The 19,874-nt window shown below is 71.3% G+C and carries 6 protein-coding genes and 4 pseudogenes; 7 read left to right on the top strand and 3 right to left on the bottom strand.

What is annotated here, in order from left to right; genetic code table 11:
- The first annotated feature begins 4 nt into the window (after nucleotides 1-4).
- Complete coding sequence (locus BN4348_RS42585; RefSeq protein WP_066913180.1) at nucleotides 5-859, top strand: type 1 glutamine amidotransferase domain-containing protein; 855 nt, start codon at nucleotides 5-7, stop codon at nucleotides 857-859.
- A gap of 11 nt (nucleotides 860-870) precedes the next feature.
- Here BN4348_RS42585 and BN4348_RS42580 read toward each other — a convergent pair whose 3' ends face one another.
- A complete protein-coding gene (locus tag BN4348_RS42580; protein ID WP_066913178.1) occupies nucleotides 871-1,488 on the bottom strand; it encodes a hypothetical protein in 618 nt (205 codons plus the stop codon).
- Between the two features lie 24 nt (nucleotides 1,489-1,512).
- Nucleotides 1,513-2,220 carry a dienelactone hydrolase family protein gene (locus BN4348_RS42575; protein ID WP_066913176.1) on the bottom strand — a complete coding sequence of 236 codons (708 nt, stop codon included), beginning with the start codon at nucleotides 2,218-2,220 and terminating at the stop codon, nucleotides 1,513-1,515.
- A 73-nt stretch (nucleotides 2,221-2,293) separates the two neighbouring features.
- Here BN4348_RS42575 and BN4348_RS42570 point away from each other — a divergent pair, with 73 nt between their 5' ends.
- Both BN4348_RS42570 and lnt read left to right on the top strand, forming a co-directional pair.
- A complete protein-coding gene (locus tag BN4348_RS42570; RefSeq protein ID WP_066913174.1) occupies nucleotides 2,294-2,818 on the top strand; it encodes an FxsA family protein in 525 nt (174 codons plus the stop codon).
- A gap of 179 nt (nucleotides 2,819-2,997) precedes the next feature.
- A pseudogene (gene lnt, locus BN4348_RS42565) lies at nucleotides 2,998-6,035 on the top strand (apolipoprotein N-acyltransferase).
- A gap of 18 nt (nucleotides 6,036-6,053) precedes the next feature.
- Here lnt and rbpA read toward each other — a convergent pair.
- Complete coding sequence (gene rbpA, locus BN4348_RS42555) at nucleotides 6,054-6,389, bottom strand: RNA polymerase-binding protein RbpA (RefSeq protein ID WP_066913172.1); 336 nt, start codon at nucleotides 6,387-6,389, stop codon at nucleotides 6,054-6,056.
- A 182-nt stretch (nucleotides 6,390-6,571) separates the two neighbouring features.
- Between rbpA and BN4348_RS60790 the strand changes: the two genes are divergently transcribed.
- From BN4348_RS60790 to BN4348_RS42535, 4 genes and pseudogenes are all read left to right on the top strand, one after another.
- Entirely contained in the window at nucleotides 6,572-6,934 is a 363-nt protein-coding gene (locus BN4348_RS60790) for a hypothetical protein (RefSeq protein ID WP_211145715.1), read from the top strand.
- Nucleotides 6,935-7,249: 315 nt separating this feature from the next.
- Nucleotides 7,250-16,121 (top strand): annotated as a pseudogene (locus tag BN4348_RS60785) (beta-ketoacyl synthase N-terminal-like domain-containing protein); the annotation flags it as partial.
- A gap of 119 nt (nucleotides 16,122-16,240) precedes the next feature.
- Nucleotides 16,241-16,420: pseudogene (locus BN4348_RS62805) on the top strand (hypothetical protein); the annotation flags it as partial.
- Between the two features lie 50 nt (nucleotides 16,421-16,470).
- A pseudogene (locus BN4348_RS42535) lies at nucleotides 16,471-19,872 on the top strand (SDR family NAD(P)-dependent oxidoreductase); the annotation flags it as partial.
- Between the last annotated feature and the right edge of the window lie 2 nt (nucleotides 19,873-19,874).

Here is a 19,874-nt window from a genome sequence, read left to right as displayed (position 1 = left end):
ACAAATGGGCACCGTGCTGATCCCGATCCCGGATCGTGACTTCGACCCGACCGAGGTCGCCGTCAGCTGGCGCGTGCTCACCCACGGCGGGCATCGGGTGGTCTTCGCCACCGAAAGCGGCACCCCCGGCGTCGCCGACGACATCATGGTGACCGGTCGCGGACTCGACGTCTGGTCCGCGCTGCCCGTGCTGGGCGCCGTGCCGCTCGTCGGGCTGGCGCTGCGGGCCAACAAGGACGGCCGCGACGCGTATCGGGACATGGTGGCATCGGCCGAATTTCGGCATCCGCTCAGCTGGTCGCAGGCCGGGCTCGACGGCATCGACGCGCTGCTGCTGCCGGGCGGCCATCGCGCCCGCGGGATGCGGAGCTACGTCGACAGCGACGTACTGCAGCGGCTCGTCGTGGACGCTTTCGCCCGCGGGCTGGTCGTGGCCGCGATCTGTCATGGCGTGCTGCTCGCCGCGCGCAGCGTCGATCCCGCCACCGGTCGTTCGGTGCTCTACGGCCGCAAGACCACGGCGCTGACCTGGGCGATGGAGCGCACCGCGTGGAATCTCACCCGCCTCACCCGATTCTGGGACCGCAACTATTACCGGACCTATACCGAGGAGCCCGGCCAGCCCGCCGGGTACATGTCGGTGCAGTCGGAAGTCACTCGCGCCCTTGCGGATCCGGCCGATTTCTGCGACGTCGAACGCGGCTCGCCGCACCGGTGGCTCAAGTCATCGGGGATCGTGCGTGACACCGCCACCGACCCGCGCCCGGCGTTCGTCGTCGACGACGGCAGCTATGTGTCGGCGCGCTGGCCCGGCGACACGCACACCTTCGCGGCCGTCATATCACGGAAGCTGAAGTGACGCAGCGATTTTCAGTGCTGCGTCAGGATCCCGTAGCGCTGCCACCACTGGTACAGGCTGTTCAGGTCCGGCCCGCCATTGACGGTGGCCAACAGCAGCTGGGCATCGCGGGTCCAGGCGATGTTGGCGCGGTCGTCGACGCTGCCGCAGACCACCTTGCCGCCGATCTGGTTGGCGTTGGACCCGTAACTCCAGGTACCGGGCAGCGGGAAGGTGTTGTTGGCCGGGCACGGTGACACCAGCATGCCGCTGGCGGTCGTCTGGAAATCGCCGGTCAGCGCGTCCAGGTCGTCGTAGAGGGTGAACCGCGCGTAGGTCGGGGTGCCCGAGTCGGTGCCCTGGCTGCAGTCCAGGCTGGCGACGGCGGTCGGGAACGGGTCGGTGGCCCGCGCGCAGGCCGCGGCGCTGTAGCCCGGCGGCAGCAACCCCACGATCTGTTGCTCGGACGGGCTGAAGTCCTTCCCCGAACCGGCCTGGGACGCAACCGTTCTCGCGGCGTCCTTGGTGGGCGCGGGCGCGTCGCGGTCGGAGAGGGCCACGCGTCCGACGCCGATCAGGACCGCGAGCGCAACCAGCGCCGCGCCGATGCCCAGCCACGGGGCACGCCGCCGAATCGCCAACTCGCGCATCGTCCTACCTTAAGGCCGGCGGCGCTACGTCGCTGCCCCGGCCGCCAGATGTTCGCCGAAGAACGCAAAGACGCGGTTCCATGCGTCGTCGGTGGCGGCCTGGTCGTAGCCGAAACCCGTGATGCGAAGCAGCGGCTGGGCGGGAAGGGTGTTGGCGAAGCTGTGCCCGACACCGGGGTAGACCTTGGTGTCGGTGGTGATCTGCTTGGCCTCGGTCACCTCCCGGAATTTCTCCGGCGCGCCCCGGCCCAGCGGATCGCGGCCGCCGAAGCTCGCGACGATCGGGCATGCCCCGTCCAGGGTCTTGTCGAGGTTGCGCGGCAGGGGAGTTCCGTAGAACGGCGCCGAGGCGCCAAAACCCTTGGGCGACATGACAAGCGCGAAGTGGCCGCCCATGCAGAAGCCCGCGATGCCGACCTGCCCCGAGCACTCGGGCATCGCCTTGAGGTAATCGCGCGCCGCCAGGATGTCGTCCAGGGCGCGGCCGCGCTGCGCCTGCATCTCCCGCATCACCCGGGTGATGCAGCGGATGCGGCCACCGCGGGCGTACATGTTCGGGGTGAGGGCCACGTACCCGCCCCGGGCGATGCGCGCGCTGGTCGCCTGCTTGTCCCGGCCATAGCCGAACGCGTCGTGGATCACCACCACGCCCGGCCACGGGCCTTGTCCCTGCGGGACGTCCAGCAGAGCATCGATCGGTCCATCGGGGGTGTCGATCTCAATCGTTGTCATAGCGTCATCTAACTGCAGCCGGGACGGGCGCCACCAGGGGAACTCGGAGGCCGCCCGCGGACGTTTCCGTGACATGTTGTCGCGGCTGTTCTTGATTTACGCCGTCACCGAGTTGGCGGCGGTCATCGCCCTGGTCTCGACGGTCGGGTGGGGCTGGACCCTGCTGGCGTTGCTGGCCACCTCGCTGCTCGGGTGGGGTGTGCTGGCGCCGATGGCGGGATCGCAACTCGTCCGCCAGCTCAGGCAGTTGCGCTCGGACCCCAACGCGGTGAGCGACGGGACGATGGTCACGCTGGCCACCGTCCTGATCCTGCTCCCGGGGCTGGTGACCACGGCGTTGGGGCTGTTGCTCCTGGTTCCGCCGATACGCTCGCTCGCCCGCCCCGGCCTGGCCGCGCTCGGGGTGCGCGGTTTGCGCCGGCGGATGCCGCTGATCACCGACGCCAGGCTGTTCGGCGCAGACGGCCGCGCGGGCTATCCGGGCGACGGCCCCGCTGACTACATCGACGGCGAGGTCATCGACGTGCGGGAGTTCCGGCCGCCCGCCCTGCCGAACGAGATGCGCGGAGGATTCCCCGGGCACCCGGGGTGGGATTAGCCCTGTTGGCGGCGACCCGCTTCGACCCACTGCGCCGCAATCGCGATCACCTTGACCGCGCCGGTGGTCGCCGCACGTAGCTTTGGCCTGTGACATCTCCTGATCGTCCGGACGGCACGCGCACCACGCTGCTGGTCAACGGCCGGGTGCACAGCCCGACCCATCCCGACGCGACCGCGATGGCGGTGCGCGATGGCGTCATCGCGTGGCTGGGCAGCGACGACGTCGGGCGCGGTCAGTTTCCGGGCGCCGAGGTGGAGGACCTGGACGGCGGCTTCGTGGCGCCGGGGTTCGTGGACAGCCACGTCCACCTGACCGCGACCGGCCTCACGCTCAGCGGCCTGGATCTGCGGACCGCCACGTCGCGCGCCCAGTGCATCCGGATGGTCGCCGACTACGCCGCAGCCCACCCAGGCCAACCGGTGTGGGGGCATGGCTGGGACGAATCGGCGTGGCCGGAGAACGCCCCGCCGGCCACCGCCGAATTGGATGCGGTCCTCGGCGACCGGCCGGCCTACCTGGCCCGCGTCGACGTCCACTCCGCGCTGGCGTCGACGGGGCTGCGGCGGCTGGTCGCGGACTTGCCGGCGGCGGGCGGTNCGCGCCGGGCGCTGGCGGGACTGGCCGCGGCGGCGGCCGCGCGGCTGCCCGGGGCTCGCGCCGCGCTGGTGCCGCGGCTGCCGCGGTTGGTGCTCGCCGCCGGGGCTGGCCTGTTGCTGTTCACCAGCTTCCCTTCGCTGAACTGGTGGTGGGGCGCGGTCGTCGCCGCAGCGCTGCTGGGCTGGGTGCTGACGCGTCCGGCCACCACAACGGCGGGTGGCTTCGGCTACGGGTTCGTGTTCGGGCTGGCCTTCTATATCCCGCTGCTGCCGTGGATCAGCTTGCTGGTGGGCGCCGTGCCCTGGCTGGCGTTGGCGACGACGTGCGCGCTCTTTCCCGGTCTGTTCGGGTTGGCGGCCGTCATCGTGCGGCGGCTGCCCGGCTGGCCGGTCTGGTTCGCGCTGGTCTGGGCCGGCCAGGAGTGGCTGAAGTCGGTCTTCCCGTTCGGCGGCTTCCCCTGGGGTGCGGTGGCGTTCGGTCAGACCCAAGGCCCGTTGTTGCCGTTGGTCCAGCTGGGCGGCGTCGCGCTGCTGTCTACCGCGGTCATGCTGGTGGGGTTCAGCGCCACCGCGATCGCGCTGGAGATCGCCAAGTGGTGGAAAGCCGATCACGCCCCCTCGGCCACCGAAGCCCCGGGGCCGCCGCCCGCCGTGGTGTTGCCGGGCATCTGCATCTGCCTGGTGTTGTTCGCAGCGGTCCTGGTCTGGCCGCAGGTGCGCCACGCCGGCGCGGGGGCGGGCGGGGAACCCTCGGTCACCGTCGCGGCGGTACAGGGCAACGTGCCGCGGCTGGGCCTGGACTTCAACGCGCAGCGCCGCGCGGTGCTGGACAACCACGTGCGGGAGACCCTGCGGCTGGCCGAGGACGTGCGGGCGGGGGCGGCCCCGCAACCCCAGTTCGTGATCTGGCCGGAAGACTCCTCGGACGTCGACCCCCTCACCAACGCCGACGCCGCCGAGCAGGTCGCGCGGGCCGTCGCGGCGATCGGTGCGCCGATATTGATCGGCACGGTGCTCGAGGTGCCCGGCCGCACGCCGAACGCCCCCGCCTACACCAACACGGTCATCGTGTGGAACCCGGTCAGCGGGCCGGCCGACCGGCACGACAAGGAAATCGTGCAGCCGTTCGGCGAGTACCTGCCGATGCCGTGGCTGTTCAAGCATCTCTCCGGTTACGCCGACCGGGCCGGCCACATGGTGCCCGGCAAAAGCAGCGGGGTGGTGCACATCGCCGGGGTGCCGGTCGGGGTGTCCACCTGCTGGGAGGTCATCTTCGATCGGGCGCCGCGCAAGGCGGTCCTGGGCGGCGCCCAGCTGCTGGCGGTCCCCAGCAACAACGCCACCTTCAACAAGACGATGAGCGAACAGCAGCTGGCGTTCGCCAAGCTCCGCGCGGTGGAGCACGACCGCTACGTCGTGGTCGCCGGCACCACCGGGATCAGCGCGGTCATCGCCCCCGACGGCGCCGAGCTGGTGCGCACCGACTTCTTCGAGCCCGCCTACCTGGACATGCAGGTGCGCCTCAAGACCAAGCTGACACCGGCAACCCGCTGGGCGCCGATCCTGCAGTGGGCTTTGGTGCTGGCGGCCGGAGCGGCCATTCTGGTCGGGATGCGGCACAATGGATGGTTCGTGCGTCCGGTTCGCCTGAGGTCGCGGCCCCGCGGTGAATCGGCAGACGCCGGTAAGCCCCCGGGCGAACCCCCGCCCGACGAGGGCGACGCCCAGACCGCGCAAGACGCTGCGCCGGACGAGGGCGGCGGTGACGACACTCCGCCCGACGAGGGCGGCCAACCCGATTTCGGGCGACACAGAGGAGCTACATGACCACCGGCCAGCCGGAGCCCCGGGTCCCGGGCAGCCGTCCCAGCGAGCGCGTCCTGGTGATCATCCCGACGTTCAACGAGCGGGAGAACCTGCCGGTGATCCATCGACGGCTCACGGCCGCGTGCCCGGGCGTGCACCTGCTGATCGTCGACGACAACAGCCCCGACGGCACCGGGCAGCTCGCCGACGAGCTCGCGGCGGCCGACCCCGACCGCGTGCACGTGCTGCACCGCACCGCGAAGGACGGCCTGGGGGCGGCTTACCTGGCGGGCTTCGCCTGGGGTCTGGGCCGGGACTATTCGGTGCTCGTCGAGATGGACGCCGACGGCAGCCACGCGCCCGAACAGCTGCACCTGCTGCTGGATGCGGTCGACGCCGGCGCCGACCTGGCCATCGGTTCGCGCTACGTCGACGGGGGCGCGGTGCGAAATTGGCCGTGGCGGCGCTGGGCGCTGTCCTGGACGGCCAACACCTACGCGCGGCTGGCGCTGGGCATCGGCGTCCACGACATCACCGCCGGCTACCGGGCCTACCGCCGCGAAGTCCTCGAGACGATAGGCCTCGACGGCGTGGACTCCAAGGGCTATTGCTTCCAGATCGACCTGACGTGGCGCACCGTCTGCAACGGGTTTGTCATCGCCGAGGTGCCGATCACCTTCACCGAGCGCGAACTCGGCGTCTCGAAGATGAGCGGATCGAACATCCGCGAGGCGCTGGTCAAGGTCACCCGATGGGGCGTCGAGGGGCGGGCGAACCGTCCCCGGGCGATCCGCGCCGACAACCGCGGTTAGCGGCGGCGCGGCGGCAGGTCAGCCGCGGCGGCGCGACCTGATCAGGTCGAGGCGCTCCTTGAGCAGCTCTTCGAGCTCCTCGACCGAGCGCCGCTCCAGCAGCATGTCCCAGTGCGTGCGCGGCGGCTTGACCTTCTTCGGTTCGGGCAGGTCGCCCTCGATGAGGGTGCCCTCCATGCCGTTGCGGCACAGCCAGGTGCCGGGGATGTCGGCGTCATCAGCGAAGGGGACCTCGAACTCCTCGCCGTTCTCGGTGCGATACCGCGCGATCTGGCGCGGCGCGAGGTCGTGATTGCGGTCGGTCTCGTAGCTCACGGCTCCAAGGCGACTGCCTCTCAGAACGCGATCGGCCATGCGTGCTACTCCTTCAGGTCCTGCGGGCTGGGGCTGGTCTGACGTCCAATTCTGTACCGCTTAAGAAAACGATATGACGGTCGGCGTAGTTCCCGGGCCGACACGCGGCGTACGCGACGCGACCTTCAATGATACGCGCGGATGCGGAGCCTGAGGACGCAAGCCGACTACAGTCGGCAGGCGTGACCCGCCGCTCCCACCCCCAACCTTGCCGCTGGTGTGGTCGAGACGTGACCGACGCAGGCATGGGCCGCCGCCGCCAGTACTGCCGGCAGTCGTGCCGGCAACGCGCCTACGAGCAACGCGCCTCGTTGACCCGGGGCTTGGACCGGGACGGGGCCGGGGCCTTGCCCGCCGACGCGGTGGTGCTGTCGGCCGACGAAGCGGCCGACCTGTCCGATCGCGTCTACCAGGTGCGATGCGCTGCCGAGGACGTGGCCACCGCGCTGGACGAGGGGGCCGGGGCGAGGGAACTGCGCGACCTGTGCGACGTGTTGATCCGGGCCGCCCGCGCCGCCGACGGATGGCGCCGGGCGGCCGTCTAACCCGGTTTGACCACCACCGATGGGTATCCGGGTACAGTCGCGCCATGGGCGGCGGACCGGCCGTACTCGGGCGTACAGGCGAAGCCGGTCCTCCTCTGGCAGCCGGGAGTGTCGGACGTTTTTGAAATCGTGCCGGAGTTGGCCATACTCACGAGCGACATTCTCGGGTCGCAGAGCAGCACGACGCTGGTCGAAAAATCCACGAGACCGATTCGTGCAGCAACTTCCGTGACTCGGCCGGGACGCTCGGCAACGGCCGCATCCGGCGGCGACACGACGGCCACATGCCGGGTGAGGGTTAGGCGAGGTTACTAGATGGTGGACCAACTCCAGCATGCGACCGAGGCGCTGCGCAAAGCGCTGGTCCAGGTGGAACGCCTGAAGCGCACCAACCGTGCGCTGCTGGAGCGGTCAAGCGAGCCGATCGCCATCGTCGGCATGTCGTGCCGCTTCCCCGGCGGGGTCGAGACCCCGGAAGACCTGTGGCGGATGGTTGCCGACGGCCGCGATGTGATCACGGAGTTTCCCAACGATCGCGGCTGGGACGTCGCGGGGCTGTTCGACCCGGATCCCGACGCGCGCCACAAGACCTACGCCCGCACCGGGGGCTTCGTCGACGGCGTCGCGGACTTCGACCCCGCTTTCTTCGGGATCGCGCCCAGCGAGGCGCTGGCGATGGATCCCCAGCACCGGATGCTGCTGGAGCTGTCCTGGGAGGCGTTGGAGCGGGCCGGCATCGATCCGGGCGGGCTGCGCGGCAGTGCCACCGGGGTGTTCGCCGGACTCATCGTGCAGGGCTACGGCATGTTGGCCGAGGAGATCGAGGGCTATCGGCTCACCGGCATGACGTCCAGCGTCGCCTCGGGGCGGGTCTCCTACGTGCTCGGCTTGGAGGGCCCGGCGGTGTCGGTGGACACGGCGTGCTCGTCGTCGTTGGTGGCGTTGCACATGGCGGTGCAGTCGCTGCGCTCGGGGGAGTGCGACCTGGCGCTGGCCGGGGGTGCGACCGTCAACGCCACGCCGACCGTCTTCGTCGAATTCAGCCGGCACCGTGGGCTGGCACCGGACGGCCGTTCCAAGGCCTACGCCGCCGCCGCCGACGGGGTGGGCTGGTCCGAGGGCGGCGCCATGCTGGTCGTCGAGCGGCTGTCGGACGCGCAGCGGTTGGGTCATCCGGTGTTCGCGCTGGTGCGGGGTTCCGCGGTCAACCAGGACGGCGCGTCCAACGGGTTGACGGCGCCCAACGGCCCGTCGCAGCAGCGCGTGGTGCGCGCCGCGCTGGCCAACGCGGGGTTGTCGACGGCCGACGTGGACGTGGTCGAGGGCCACGGCACCGGCACGACGTTGGGGGACCCGATCGAGGCCCAGGCGTTGCTGGCCACCTACGGCCAGGACCGCACCGAGCCGTTGTGGCTGGGGTCGATCAAGTCGAACATGGGCCACACACAGGCCGCCGCGGGCGTGGCCGGCGTCATCAAGATGGTGCAGGCGATGCGCCACGAGACGTTGCCGGCGACGCTGCACGTGGATCAGCCCAGCCCGCACGTGGATTGGTCGGCGGGGTCGGTGTCGCTGCTGACCGAGCCGCGCCCCTGGCCGGCCGGCGGCCGGGCTCGCCGGGCGGGCGTGTCGTCGTTCGGGATCAGCGGCACCAACGCGCATGTGATCGTGGAGGCGGTGCCCGCCGCGGAGCCGCCGCGGACCCGCCCCGCACCGGTCGCAGTGCCGTGGGTCATTTCGGGGAAATCCGCAAAGGCGTTGCAGTTACAGGCCGCCCGGTTGGCCGGGTATCTGGGTGCGCATCCAGAGCTCGACGTTGCCGATGTGGCATGGACGCTGGCGGGCCGGTCGAGCTTCGAGCATCGGGCCGTCGTGGTCGGCGGCGATCGGGACCGGTTGCTGGCGGGCCTCGACGAGCTCGCCGCGGACCAGCCCGTGTCGGTCATTCGCGGCACCGCCGCGCCCGCGGGCAAGACCGTCTTCGTCTTCCCCGGGCAAGGCTCCCAATGGCTGGGCATGGGTATCGAATTGCTCGACACCGCACCGGTTTTCGCGCAACAGATCGAGACGTGCGCCGAGGCGTTCTCCGAGTTCGTCGACTGGTCGCTGACCGATGTCCTGCGCGGCGCACCCGGCGCCCCGGGCATGGACCGGGTGGACGTCGTGCAGCCGGTGCTGTTTGCGGTGATGGTGTCGCTGGCCGAACTGTGGAAGTCGGTCGGAGTGAGCCCCGATGCCGTGATCGGGCACTCGCAGGGGGAGATCGCCGCGGCCTACGTTGCCGGCGGGTTGTCGTTGCGCGACGCCGCCCGGGTGGTCACGCTGCGCAGCAAGCTGCTGCGCTCGCTGGCCGGCCCCGGCGGCATGTTGTCCATCGCCTGCAGCACCGAGCGGGCCCGGGAATTGCTGGCGCCCTACGGCAATCGGGTCAGCATCGCCGCCGTCAACGGCCGGTCCGCCGTCGTGGTGTCGGGTGACGTCGCCGCCCTGGACGAACTCGTCGCCTTCTGCGCCGACCTGGAGCTGCGGACGCGGCGGATCGACGTGGACTATGCGTCGCATTCGGTCGAGGTCGAGGCGATTCGCGGTGAGCTCGCCGAGGTGCTGGCCGGCGTCGAGCCGCGCTCGTCGCGCACGGCCTTCTTCTCGACCGTGACCGGAAACCGTTTGGATACCGCGGGATTGGACGCCGAATACTGGTATCGGAACATCCGGCAGACCGTTCAGTTCGACCAGGCGGTGCGCAGTGCGTGCGAGCACGGGTACCGATCCTTCATCGAATCCAGCCCGCATCCCGCCCTGATCGCAGGCATCGAAGACACCGCCAATGATTGCGCCGCCGGCGACACCGAGGCCATCGTCGTCCCCACCTTGGGCCGCGACGACGGCGGCCTCGCGCGGTTCCTCACCTCCGCGGCCACCGCCTTTGCCGCGGGAGTGAGCGTGGATTGGCGGGGCGTGCTCGATGGAGCAGGCTTCGTGGAGCTGCCGACGTATGCGTTTGACCGCCGGCGGTTTTGGCTGTCCGGGGAAGGTGTCGCCGCCGACGCCGCGGGTCTGGGCCTGGCGACCAGCGAGCACCCACTGCTGAGCGCGGTGGTGGAACTGCCGGCCTCGGGCGGGGTGGTGCTGACGGGCCGGTTGGCGCCGAGCCTGCAGGGGTGGCTGGCCGACCATGCTGTATCCGCTGTGGCCGTGTTCCCCGGCGCCGGGTTTGTGGAGTTGGCGATCCGCGCCGGCGACGAGGTCGGTTGCTCGACGGTCGACGAACTGACGCTGCAGGCGCCGTTGCTGTTGCCCGCCAAGGATTCCGCGTCCGGCTCGGTGGCGGTGCAAGTCGTGGTGGGGGCCGAGGAACAACCCGGCCGGCGCAGCGTGTCGATCTTCTCGCGCGCCACCGGCGGCTCCGGTTGGGTGTGCCACGCGGAGGGAACGTTGAGCACCGGCTCGGTCGAGCCCAGCGTGGACCTGTCGGCGTGGCCACCGGCCGGCGCGGTCGCGGCCGACCCCGGCGACTGCTACGAACGGCTGGCCGCGCGCGGGTACGGCTACGGGCCCGCCTTCCGGGGATTGACCGCGACCTGGGTCCGCGGCGACGAGGTGTTCGCCGAGGCGCGGCTGCCCGACTCCGCCGGAGCCGTCACCGGGTTCGGCCTGCACCCCGCCCTGCTCGACGCGGCGATGCATGCCTTGATGGTGGCTCACCAAACCGACGGCCAGGCCGAGGAAGTGGTGTTGCCGTTCGCGTGGCAGGGCGTCTCGCTGCATGCCGCCGGCGCGTCGGCGGTGCGCGCCCGCATCGCCCCGGCGGGAACTTCGGCGGCCTCCAAGACGGTGTCCATCGAGCTCGCCGACGCACTCGGATTGCCGGTGCTGTCGGTGCGGGCGATGGCGGCCCGTCCGGTGAGCGAGCAACAGCTGCGCGCGGCGGTGTCGGGCGCGGGCCCGGACCGGTTGTTCGAGGTGGACTGGTCGCCGGCAACGGCAACACATCGGACCGACGCCGCCGCCGAGGTGCCCGCGCACGAAGTGTTCGAATCCGTTGCGGCCGAGGACGATCCGGTCGCCGGAGCCCATGAGCGCACGCACCGTGCGCTGGCCGCCGTGCAGTCGTGGTTGACCGAGCACGACTCCGGGGTGCTGCTGGTCGCCACCCGAGGCGCGGCGGCTTTGGCGGGGGAGGACGTCACCGATTTGGCCGGCGCCGCGGTGTGGGGGCTGGTGCGGTCGGCGCAGACCGAGCACCCCGGCCGCATCGTGCTGGTGGATTCCGATGCGCCGCTGGACGACGGCGCGATAGCCACCGCGGTGGCGGTCGGCGAGCCACAAGTAGTGCTGCGCGGCGGCACGGCGTATGTCGCGCGGGTGCGGGGCAGCCGCGCGGTCGACGGCATCATGACGCCTCCCGCGGACCGGCCCTGGCGGCTCGGCATCAGCAGCGCGGGCACCTTCGAAAACCTGCAACTGGAGCCGGTTCCGGGCGCCGACGCTCCGCTGGAGCCGGGACACGTTCGGGTGGCCCTGCGCGCCATCGCCGCCAACTTCCGCGACGTCATGATCACGCTGGGCATGTTCACCCACGACGCCCTGCTCGGCGGCGAAGGCGCCGGCGTGGTGGTCGAGGTCGGGCCCGGGGTCACCGAGTTCGCGGTCGGCGACTCGGTGTACGGATTCTTCCCCGACGGCAGCGGCACGCTGGTGCCCGGCGATGTGCGGCTGCTGGTGCCGATGCCGTCCGACTGGTCCTACGCCGAGGCCGCCGGCATCTCGGCGGTGTTCACCACCGCATACATGGCGTTGCTCCACCTGGCCGACGTCAAGCCGGGACAGCGGGTGCTGGTGCACGCCGCCGCTGGCGGAGTGGGGATGGCCGCGGTTCAGCTGGCCCGCCATCTGGGCCTGGAGGTGTTCGCCACCGCCAGCCGCGGCAAGTGGGACACCTTGCGGGCCATGGGCTTTGACGACGACCACATCTCGGATTCCCGCAGTTGCGAGTTCGAGGACAAGTTCCGGGCGGTCACGGGCGGCCGTGGGATGGACGTGGTGCTGGACTCGCTGGCCGGCGAATTCGTCGATGCCTCGCTCCGGCTGGTCGCCCCCGGCGGCATGTTCTTGGAGATGGGTAAGACCGACATCCGCGACCCCGGCGCCGTCGCCCAGGAATACCCGGGCGTGCGCTACCGGGCCTTCGACCTGTTCGAGCCCGGCCGCCCCCGGATGCATCAGTGGATGCTGGAGCTGGCGGGCTTGTTCGACGCCGGGATACTCAAGCCGTTGCCAGTCACGACGTTTGACGTGCGACGCGCGCGCAGCGCGTTGCGCTACCTGAGCCAGGCCCGCCACNGCCCGGGTGCGGGCGGTCGCGTGCGATGCGGCCGACCGGACCGCGCTGGCGGCCGTGATCGCCGACATCGCCCCCAACCGGCCGCTCTCGGGCGTCATTCATGCGGCCGGCGTGCTCGACGACGCGATGGTCACCTCGCTGACCCCGGAGCGAGTCGACGAGGTGCTGCGGGCCAAGGTCGACGCGGCGTGGAACCTGCACGAATTGACCCGCGATCTGAATCTGTCGGCGTTCGTGATGTTTTCGTCGATGGCCGGCCTGGTGGGTTCCTCGGGTCAGGGCAACTACGCGGCGGCCAACTCGTTCCTGGATGGGCTGGCCGCGCACCGGCGGGCGCACGGGCTGCCCGCGATCTCGCTGGCGTGGGGGCTGTGGGATCAAGCCAGCGCCATGACCGGTGGGCTGGACGCCGCCGACCGTGCCCGGCTGGGCCGCGACGGGATCCTGGCGTTGTCGTCGGCCGAAGCGATGGAATTGTTCGACACCGCGTTGATCGTCGACGAACCCTTCCTGGCCCCCGCCCGCATCGATCTCGGCGCGCTGCGCGCCCACGCCGCCGCGGTACCCCCCCTGTTCGCCGATCTGCTCAACGCCCCGACCCGGCGCCGGGTCGACGACACGCTGGCCGCCGCGAAGTCGAAATCGGCTCTCGCGCATCGCCTGCACGGGCTGCCGGAGGCCGAGCAGCACGCCGTGCTGCTGGACCTGGTGCGCTCGCACATCGCCACGGTGTTGGGGAACACCAGCGCCGAGGCGATCGACCCGGACAAGGCGTTCCAGGAGTTGGGCTTTGACTCGCTGACGGCGGTCGAAATGCGTAACCGGCTCAAAACCGCGACCGGGCTGGCCCTTTCGCCAACGCTCATCTTCGACTACCCGACGCCCAACGGCCTGGCGGCCTACATGCGCACCGAACTCGCCGGGCTGCCGCAGGAAATCAAGCAGGCCCCCGTCGTCCGCGCCACCGACGACGATTCCATTGTGATCGTCGGCATGTCCTGCCGTTACCCCGGCGGGGTGAATTCCCCCGACGACCTGTGGGACGTGCTCACCGAGGGTCGCGACGTGCTCTCCGAATTCCCGAGCGATCGCGGCTGGAACTTGGCCGGGCTGTACAACCCCGACCCCGACGTACCGGGCACCTGCTACACCCGCACCGGCGGCTTCGTGGACGGTGTCGCCGATTTCGATCCGGCCTTCTTCGGCATCGCGCCCAGCGAGGCGCTGGCCATGGATCCGCAGCAACGGCTGTTCCTCGAGTTGTCCTGGGAAGCCCTGGAGCGCGCGGGAATCGAGCCCGGCGGCCTGCGCGGCAGCGCCACCGGCGTGTTCGCCGGCGTGTACACGCAGGGCTACGGCATCGGCGCCGCGCCGGCCGCGGAGGGCTTCCGGCTGACGGGACAGTCGTCGAGCGTGGCGTCGGGGCGGATCTCGTATGCGCTGGGGTTGGAGGGCCCGGCGGTGTCGGTGGACACGGCCTGCTCGTCGTCGTTGGTGGCGTTGCACATGGCGGCCCAATCGCTCCGTTCGGGCGAATGCGACCTGGCCCTGGCCGGCGGCGTCACGGTCAATGCCACGCCAGACATCTTCGTGGAGTTCAGCCGCATGCGCGGGTTGTCGGCGGACGGCCGGTGCAAGGCCTACGCCGGCGCGGCCGACGGCACCGGTTTCTCCGAGGGCGGCGGCATGCTCGTGGTGGAGCGGTTGTCGGACGCGCAGCGGCTCGGCCATCCCGTGCTGGCCCTGCTGCGGGGTTCGGCGATCAACCAGGACGGCGCCTCCAACGGGTTGACCGCCCCCAACGGTCCCTCGCAGCAACGGGTGGTGCGCGCCGCGCTGGCCAACGCCGGGTTGTCCGCGGTCGAGGTCGACGCCGTCGAGGGTCACGGCACCGGAACCACGTTGGGCGATCCCATCGAGGCCCAGGCGTTGTTGGCGACCTACGGTCAGGATCGCAGCGAGCCACTGCGGCTGGGGTCGATCAAGTCGAACATGGGTCACACCCAAGCCGCCGCGGGCGTCGCCGGGGTGATCAAGATGGTCCTGGCGATGCGCCACGAAATGCTGCCCGCCACACTGCATGTCGACGAGCCCAGCCCGCATGTGGACTGGTCGGTGGGTTCGGTGTCGTTGCTGACCGAGGCCCAACCCTGGCCGGCCACCCGCGCGCGCCGCGCCGGCGTGTCGTCCTTCGGCATCAGCGGCACCAACGCCCACGTGATCATCGAGGCTGCCCCCCTCGAGCCCGCGCCCGCCGCGCAACGGCCCGAGTTGCCGGTGCTGCCGTGGGCGATCTCGGCAAAGTCATTGCCGGCGTTGCGCTCTCAGGCCGCTCGGCTCGCCGGGCACCTGCGCCGGCACGGCGAGCTCAACGTCGCCGACGTCGCGTGGTCGCTGGCGGGCCGATCCGACTTCGAGCATCGCGCCGTCGTCGTCGGTGCTGACCGCGAGCAATTGCTGGCCGGTCTCGACGAACTGGCCGCCGGCCAGGCTGTCTCCGTCGTCCAGGGCACGGCGACGCCCGGCAAGACCGTCTTCGTCTTCCCCGGCCAGGGCGCCCAGCTGCTCGGGATGGGAATGGGGTTGCACGCCGCCTACCCGGTATTCGCCGAGGCGTTCGACGCCGTGCTGGGCGAACTGGACCAGCACCTGTTGCGGCCATTGCGGGACGTCGTGTGGGGCCCGGACGAAAACCTGCTGAACACGACCGAATTCGCGCAGCCGACCCTGTTCGCCGTGGAAGTCGCGCTGTTCCGGTTGCTCGAATCCTGGGGTGTGCGACCCGACTTCGTGCTGGGCCACTCGATCGGTGAGATCTCCGCCGCACACGTCGCCGGCGTGCTGTCGCTGCAGAACGCGGCGGTCCTGGTCGCCGCCCGGGGCCGGTTCATGCAGGCGCTGCCGGCGGGCGGGGCGATGATCGCCGTGCAGGCCACCGAGGAGGAGGTGCGCCCGCTGCTGACCCCCGGCGTGGGTATCGCGGCGGTCAACGGACCGGCCTCGGTGGTGATTTCGGGCGCACAGGAGGCGGCGGCCGCGGTGGCCGATCGGCTGCGCGCCGACGGGCGCCGCGTGCACCAACTCGCCGTGTCCCACGCCTTCCACTCCCCGTTGATGGACCCGATGATCGACGAATTCGGCACCGTCGCTGCGGGACTCGCTGTCGGCAGGCCCACGATCCCGATCGTCTCGAACGTCACCGGGCAGCTGGCGGGCGACGACTTCGCCTCGGCGGCGTATTGGAAGCGGCACGTCCGGGAGGCGGTGCGATTCGCCGACAGCGTGCGTTTCGTGCACTCGGCCGGTGCCACCCGCTTCCTCGAGGTCGGCCCGGGCGGCGGGCTGACGGCGGCGATCGAGGAGTCGCTCCCGGATGCGCCCGTCACCACCATGTCGGCGCTGCGCAAGGACCGCCCGGAGCCGGCGACACTGACCACCGCCGTCGCCCAGGGGTTCGCCGCCGGGATGGACGTGGACTGGCGCGCCGCACTGGGCACCGGCAGGTTCGTCGAGCTGCCCACGTACGCCTTTGAACGGCGCCGCTTTTGGCTTTCCGGCGATAGCGCCCCGGCCGACGCCGCCGGGCTGGGGCTGGCCTCCGGCGAACACGCCCTGCTGGGCGCGGTGGTGGAGCTGCCGTCCTCCGGCGGCGTGGTGCTGACCGGCCGATTGTCACCCACCGCGCAGGGCTGGCTCAACGATCACGCCGTCGGTGGCGTCGTGCTATTCCCCGGTGCGGGCTTCGTCGAGCTGGCGATCCGCGCCGGCGACGAGGTGGGCTGCGGAATAGTCGACGAGCTGAATCTGGCCGCGCCCCTGGTGTTGCCGGCCGGTGGCTCGGTCNGGCGGCCGAGCCGCAGGTGGTGCTGCGCAACGCGACGGTCTACACCGCGCGGGTGCACGGCAGCCGCGCAGCCGGCGGCCTGTTGGTGCCGCCCGACGACGGGCCATGGCGGCTCGGCATGAGCAGTTACGGCACCATCGAGAACCTGCGGCTGGAGCGGATCGGAGATGCCGACGCGCCGCTGGGCCCCGGTCAGGTGCGGGTTGCGTTGTCGGCCATCGCCGCCAACTTCCGCGACGTCATGATCGCGCTGGGCCTCTATCCCAACCCCGACGCGGTCATGGGCATCGAAGGCTCCGGCGTCGTGGTCGAGATCGCTTCGGGCGGTGGGCGTTTCGCGGTGGGCGNGGCCCGGACGAGGCGGGCGCCCGCGCGGTGTCGGTGTTCTCGCGCGCGGAAGCGGGCTCTGGCTGGTCGCTGCATGCCGAGGGCGTCCTGCGGGCGGGTTCGGTGCAACCCAGCGCGGACCTGTCGCCCTGGCCGCCGGTGGGCGCCGTCCCGGTGGACATCGGCGACGGCTACCAGCAACTGGCCGAGCGCGGCTACGGGTACGGGCCCGCATTCCGCGGCCTGACGTCGATGTGGCGCCGCGGCGACGAGGTGTTCGCGGAGGTCGCACTGCCCGAGGACGCCGGGGTGTCGGTGACCGGGTTCGGGGTGCACCCCGCGATGCTCGACGCCGCGCTGCACGCGGTGATCCTCGCGTCGGACGACGGCGAGCTCGCAGCGGGTTCGATGCTGGTGCCGTTCTCCTGGCAGCAGGTGTCGCTGCATGCCGCCGGCGCGGCGGCGGTGCGGGCGCGGATCGTGCCGGTGGGCCAGTCGGCCGTGTCGATCGAGCTGGCCGACGGCCTGGGGCTGCCGGTGCTTTCGGTGGCGTCGATGGTCGCCCGGCCGGTGACCGATCAGCAGCTGCTGGCCGCGGTGTCGAGCTCTGGGCCGGACCGGCTCTTCGAGGTCATCTGGTCGGCCCAGCCGCTGTCCGCGGTGCAGCCGGTCTCCGTGTCGGCCTGGGGGACGGCGGAATTGGACGACGCCGAGGGCGAGCGCTCGGCGGTGCTGTTCGAATCGGCGCCGGTGGCCGGCGACGTCGTGACGGAGGTTTACGCGGCCACGCGCGCGGTCCTGCCCGTGCTGCAGTCCTGGTTGGCCCGCGACGGGGCGGGGACGCTGGTGGTGTCGACCCGCGGCGCGATGGCGTTGCCGGGGGAGGACGTCACCGATCTGGCGGGCGCCGCGGTGTGGGGCCTGGTCCGCTCGGCGCAGACCGAGCATCCCGGCCGAATCGTGCTCGTCGACACCGATGCTGCGCTGGATGCCGACGCGGTCGCGGCGGTGCTGGCGGCGGCCGAGCCGCAGGTGGTGCTGCGCAACGCGACGGTCTACACCGCGCGGGTGCACGGCAGCCGCGCAGCCGGCGGCCTGTTGGTGCCGCCCGACGACGGGCCATGGCGGCTCGGCATGAGCAGTTACGGCACCATCGAGAACCTGCGGCTGGAGCGGATCGGAGATGCCGACGCGCCGCTGGGCCCCGGTCAGGTGCGGGTTGCGTTGTCGGCCATCGCCGCCAACTTCCGCGACGTCATGATCGCGCTGGGCCTCTATCCCAACCCCGACGCGGTCATGGGCATCGAAGGCTCCGGCGTCGTGGTCGAGATCGCTTCGGGCGGTGGGCGTTTCGCGGTGGGCGACCGCGTGATGGGCCTCTTCCCGGACGGCACCGGGACGATCGCCACCACCGACCAGCGACTGCTCGCCAAGGTGCCGGCCGGATGGTCGCACACCGCCGCCGCGACGGCCTCGGTCGTGTTCGCCACGGCGCGCTACGCGCTGGTCGACCTGGCGGGCGCGAGGCCCGGCCAGCGGGTGCTGGTGCACGCCGCCGCCGGTGGGGTCGGGATGGCCGCCGTGCAACTGGCCCGCCACCTCGGCCTGGAGGTGTTCGCGACGGCGAGCCGCGGCAAGTGGGACACGCTGCGGGCCATGGGCTTCGACGACGACCACATCGCGGACTCCCGCAGCCTGGAATTCGAGGAAAAGTTCCGCGCGGTCACCGGTGGGCGCGGCGTGGACCTGGTGCTCGACTCGCTGTCCGGCGATTTCGTCGACGCTTCCCTGCGGCTGGTCGCCCCCGGTGGCGTGTTCTTGGAGATGGGCAAGACGGACATCCGCGAGCCCGCGGCCGTCGCCCGCGACCACACCGGCGTGCGCTATCGCGCCTTCGATCTCTTCGAGGCCGGACCGGAGCGCATCGCGCAGCTGCTCGACGAGTTGGCGGCGCTGTTCGGCGAGGACGTGCTGCAACCGTTGCCGGTCACCAGGTTTGACGTGCGGCGCGCACCCGCCGCGTTGCGCTACCTGAGCCAGGCCCGCCACGTCGGCAAGGTCGTGATGAGCATGCCCGACGCCTGGGTGGCGGGCACGGTCCTGATCACCGGTGCCACCGGCATGGCGGGGTCGGCGTTGGCGCGCCACGTCGTGGCCCGGCACGGTGCGCGCAACCTGGTGCTGATCAGTCGGCGCGGGCTGGACGCCCCGGGCGCCGCGGAGCTGGTGACCGAACTGACCGCGGCCGGCGCCCAGGTGCAGGCGATCGCCTGCGACGCCGGGGACCGCGAGGCCGTCGCCAAGGTGCTCGCCGACATCCCGGTGCACCGACCGCTGTCCGGAGTGATCCACGCGGCCGGGGTCCTCGACGACGCGGTGATCTCGTCGCTGACGCCGGAGCGCGTCGACGCGGTGTTGCGGGCCAAGGTCGACGCGGCGTGGAACCTGCACGAGCTCACCCGCGACCTCGATGTGTCGGCGTTCGTGATGTTTTCGTCGATGGCCGGGCTGGCGGGCGCGTCCGGTCAGGCCAACTACGCCGCGGCCAACTCCTTCCTCGACGGGTTGGCCGTGCACCGTCGGAGGCAGGGGTTGCCGGCGATATCGCTGGCCTGGGGCCTGTGGGATCAGGCCAGCGCCATGACCGGCGCGCTGGGCACCGCGGACCGCGCCCGGTTCGGCCGGGACGGGATCGTCGCGATGTCCTCCGACGAGGCGCTGGAATTGATGGACACCGCCCTGATCGTCGACGAGCCGTTCCTGTTGCCCGCCCACATCGACCTGGCGGCACTGCGGGTCAAGTTCGACAACGGCACGTTGCCGCCCATGTTCGTCGATTTGATCAACGCGCCGACGCGACGGCAGGTGGACGACTCACTGGCCGCGGCGAAGTCGAAATCGGCTCTGCTGCAGCGCCTCGAAGGGCTGCCCGAAGACGAGCAGCAGGAGGTGCTGCTGGACCTGGTGCGGTCCAACATCGCCATCGTGCTGGGCAACTCCAGCCCCGAGTCCATCCATCCGGACCGGGCGTTCCAGGAGTTGGGGTTCGACTCGCTGACCGCCGTCGAGATGCGGAACCGGCTGAAATCCGCGACGGGACTCGCGCTTTCGCCGACCCTGATCTTCGACTATCCGAACTCGGCCGCGCTGGCCGGCTACATGTACCGCGAGCTCGTCGGTTCGGCGGAGCAGCAGACCCCGGCCGTCGCACCCGGAGAGGCCGAAATCCAGCGCGTGGTGGCGTCCATTCCGGTCAAGCGCCTGCGCCAGGCGGGAGTGCTCGAGCTGCTGCTCGCGTTGGCGAACGAGGCTGGCGGCGGCGGTCCCGCGGCCCCCGCGGCGACCACCGAAACGGACATCGCGGGCATGGACCTCGACGCGCTGGTCAACGCGGCACTGCTGAACGAGGACGACGACGAATAGCC

It is taken from the genome of Mycobacterium interjectum (assembly GCF_900078675.2).
GTDB classification, from domain to species: domain Bacteria; phylum Actinomycetota; class Actinomycetes; order Mycobacteriales; family Mycobacteriaceae; genus Mycobacterium; species Mycobacterium interjectum.
The sequence above is the reverse complement of the archived record's forward strand: the minus strand, read 5'-3'. Positions and strand labels throughout refer to the sequence as shown.

Bases quoted from the DNA above. Each gene is read 5' to 3' on its own strand.
- BN4348_RS42575 (WP_066913176.1), bottom strand. From the start codon at position 2,220: ATGACAACGATTGAGATCGACACCCCCGATGGACCGATCGATGCTCTG.
- BN4348_RS42570 (WP_066913174.1), top strand. From the start codon at position 2,294: ATGTTGTCGCGGCTGTTCTTGATTTACGCCGTCACCGAGTTGGCGGCG.
- BN4348_RS42585 (WP_066913180.1), top strand. From the start codon at position 5: ATGGGCACCGTGCTGATCCCGATCCCGGATCGTGACTTCGACCCGACC.
- rbpA (WP_066913172.1), bottom strand. From the start codon at position 6,389: ATGGCCGATCGCGTTCTGAGAGGCAGTCGCCTTGGAGCCGTGAGCTAC.
- BN4348_RS42580 (WP_066913178.1), bottom strand. From the start codon at position 1,488: ATGCGCGAGTTGGCGATTCGGCGGCGTGCCCCGTGGCTGGGCATCGGC.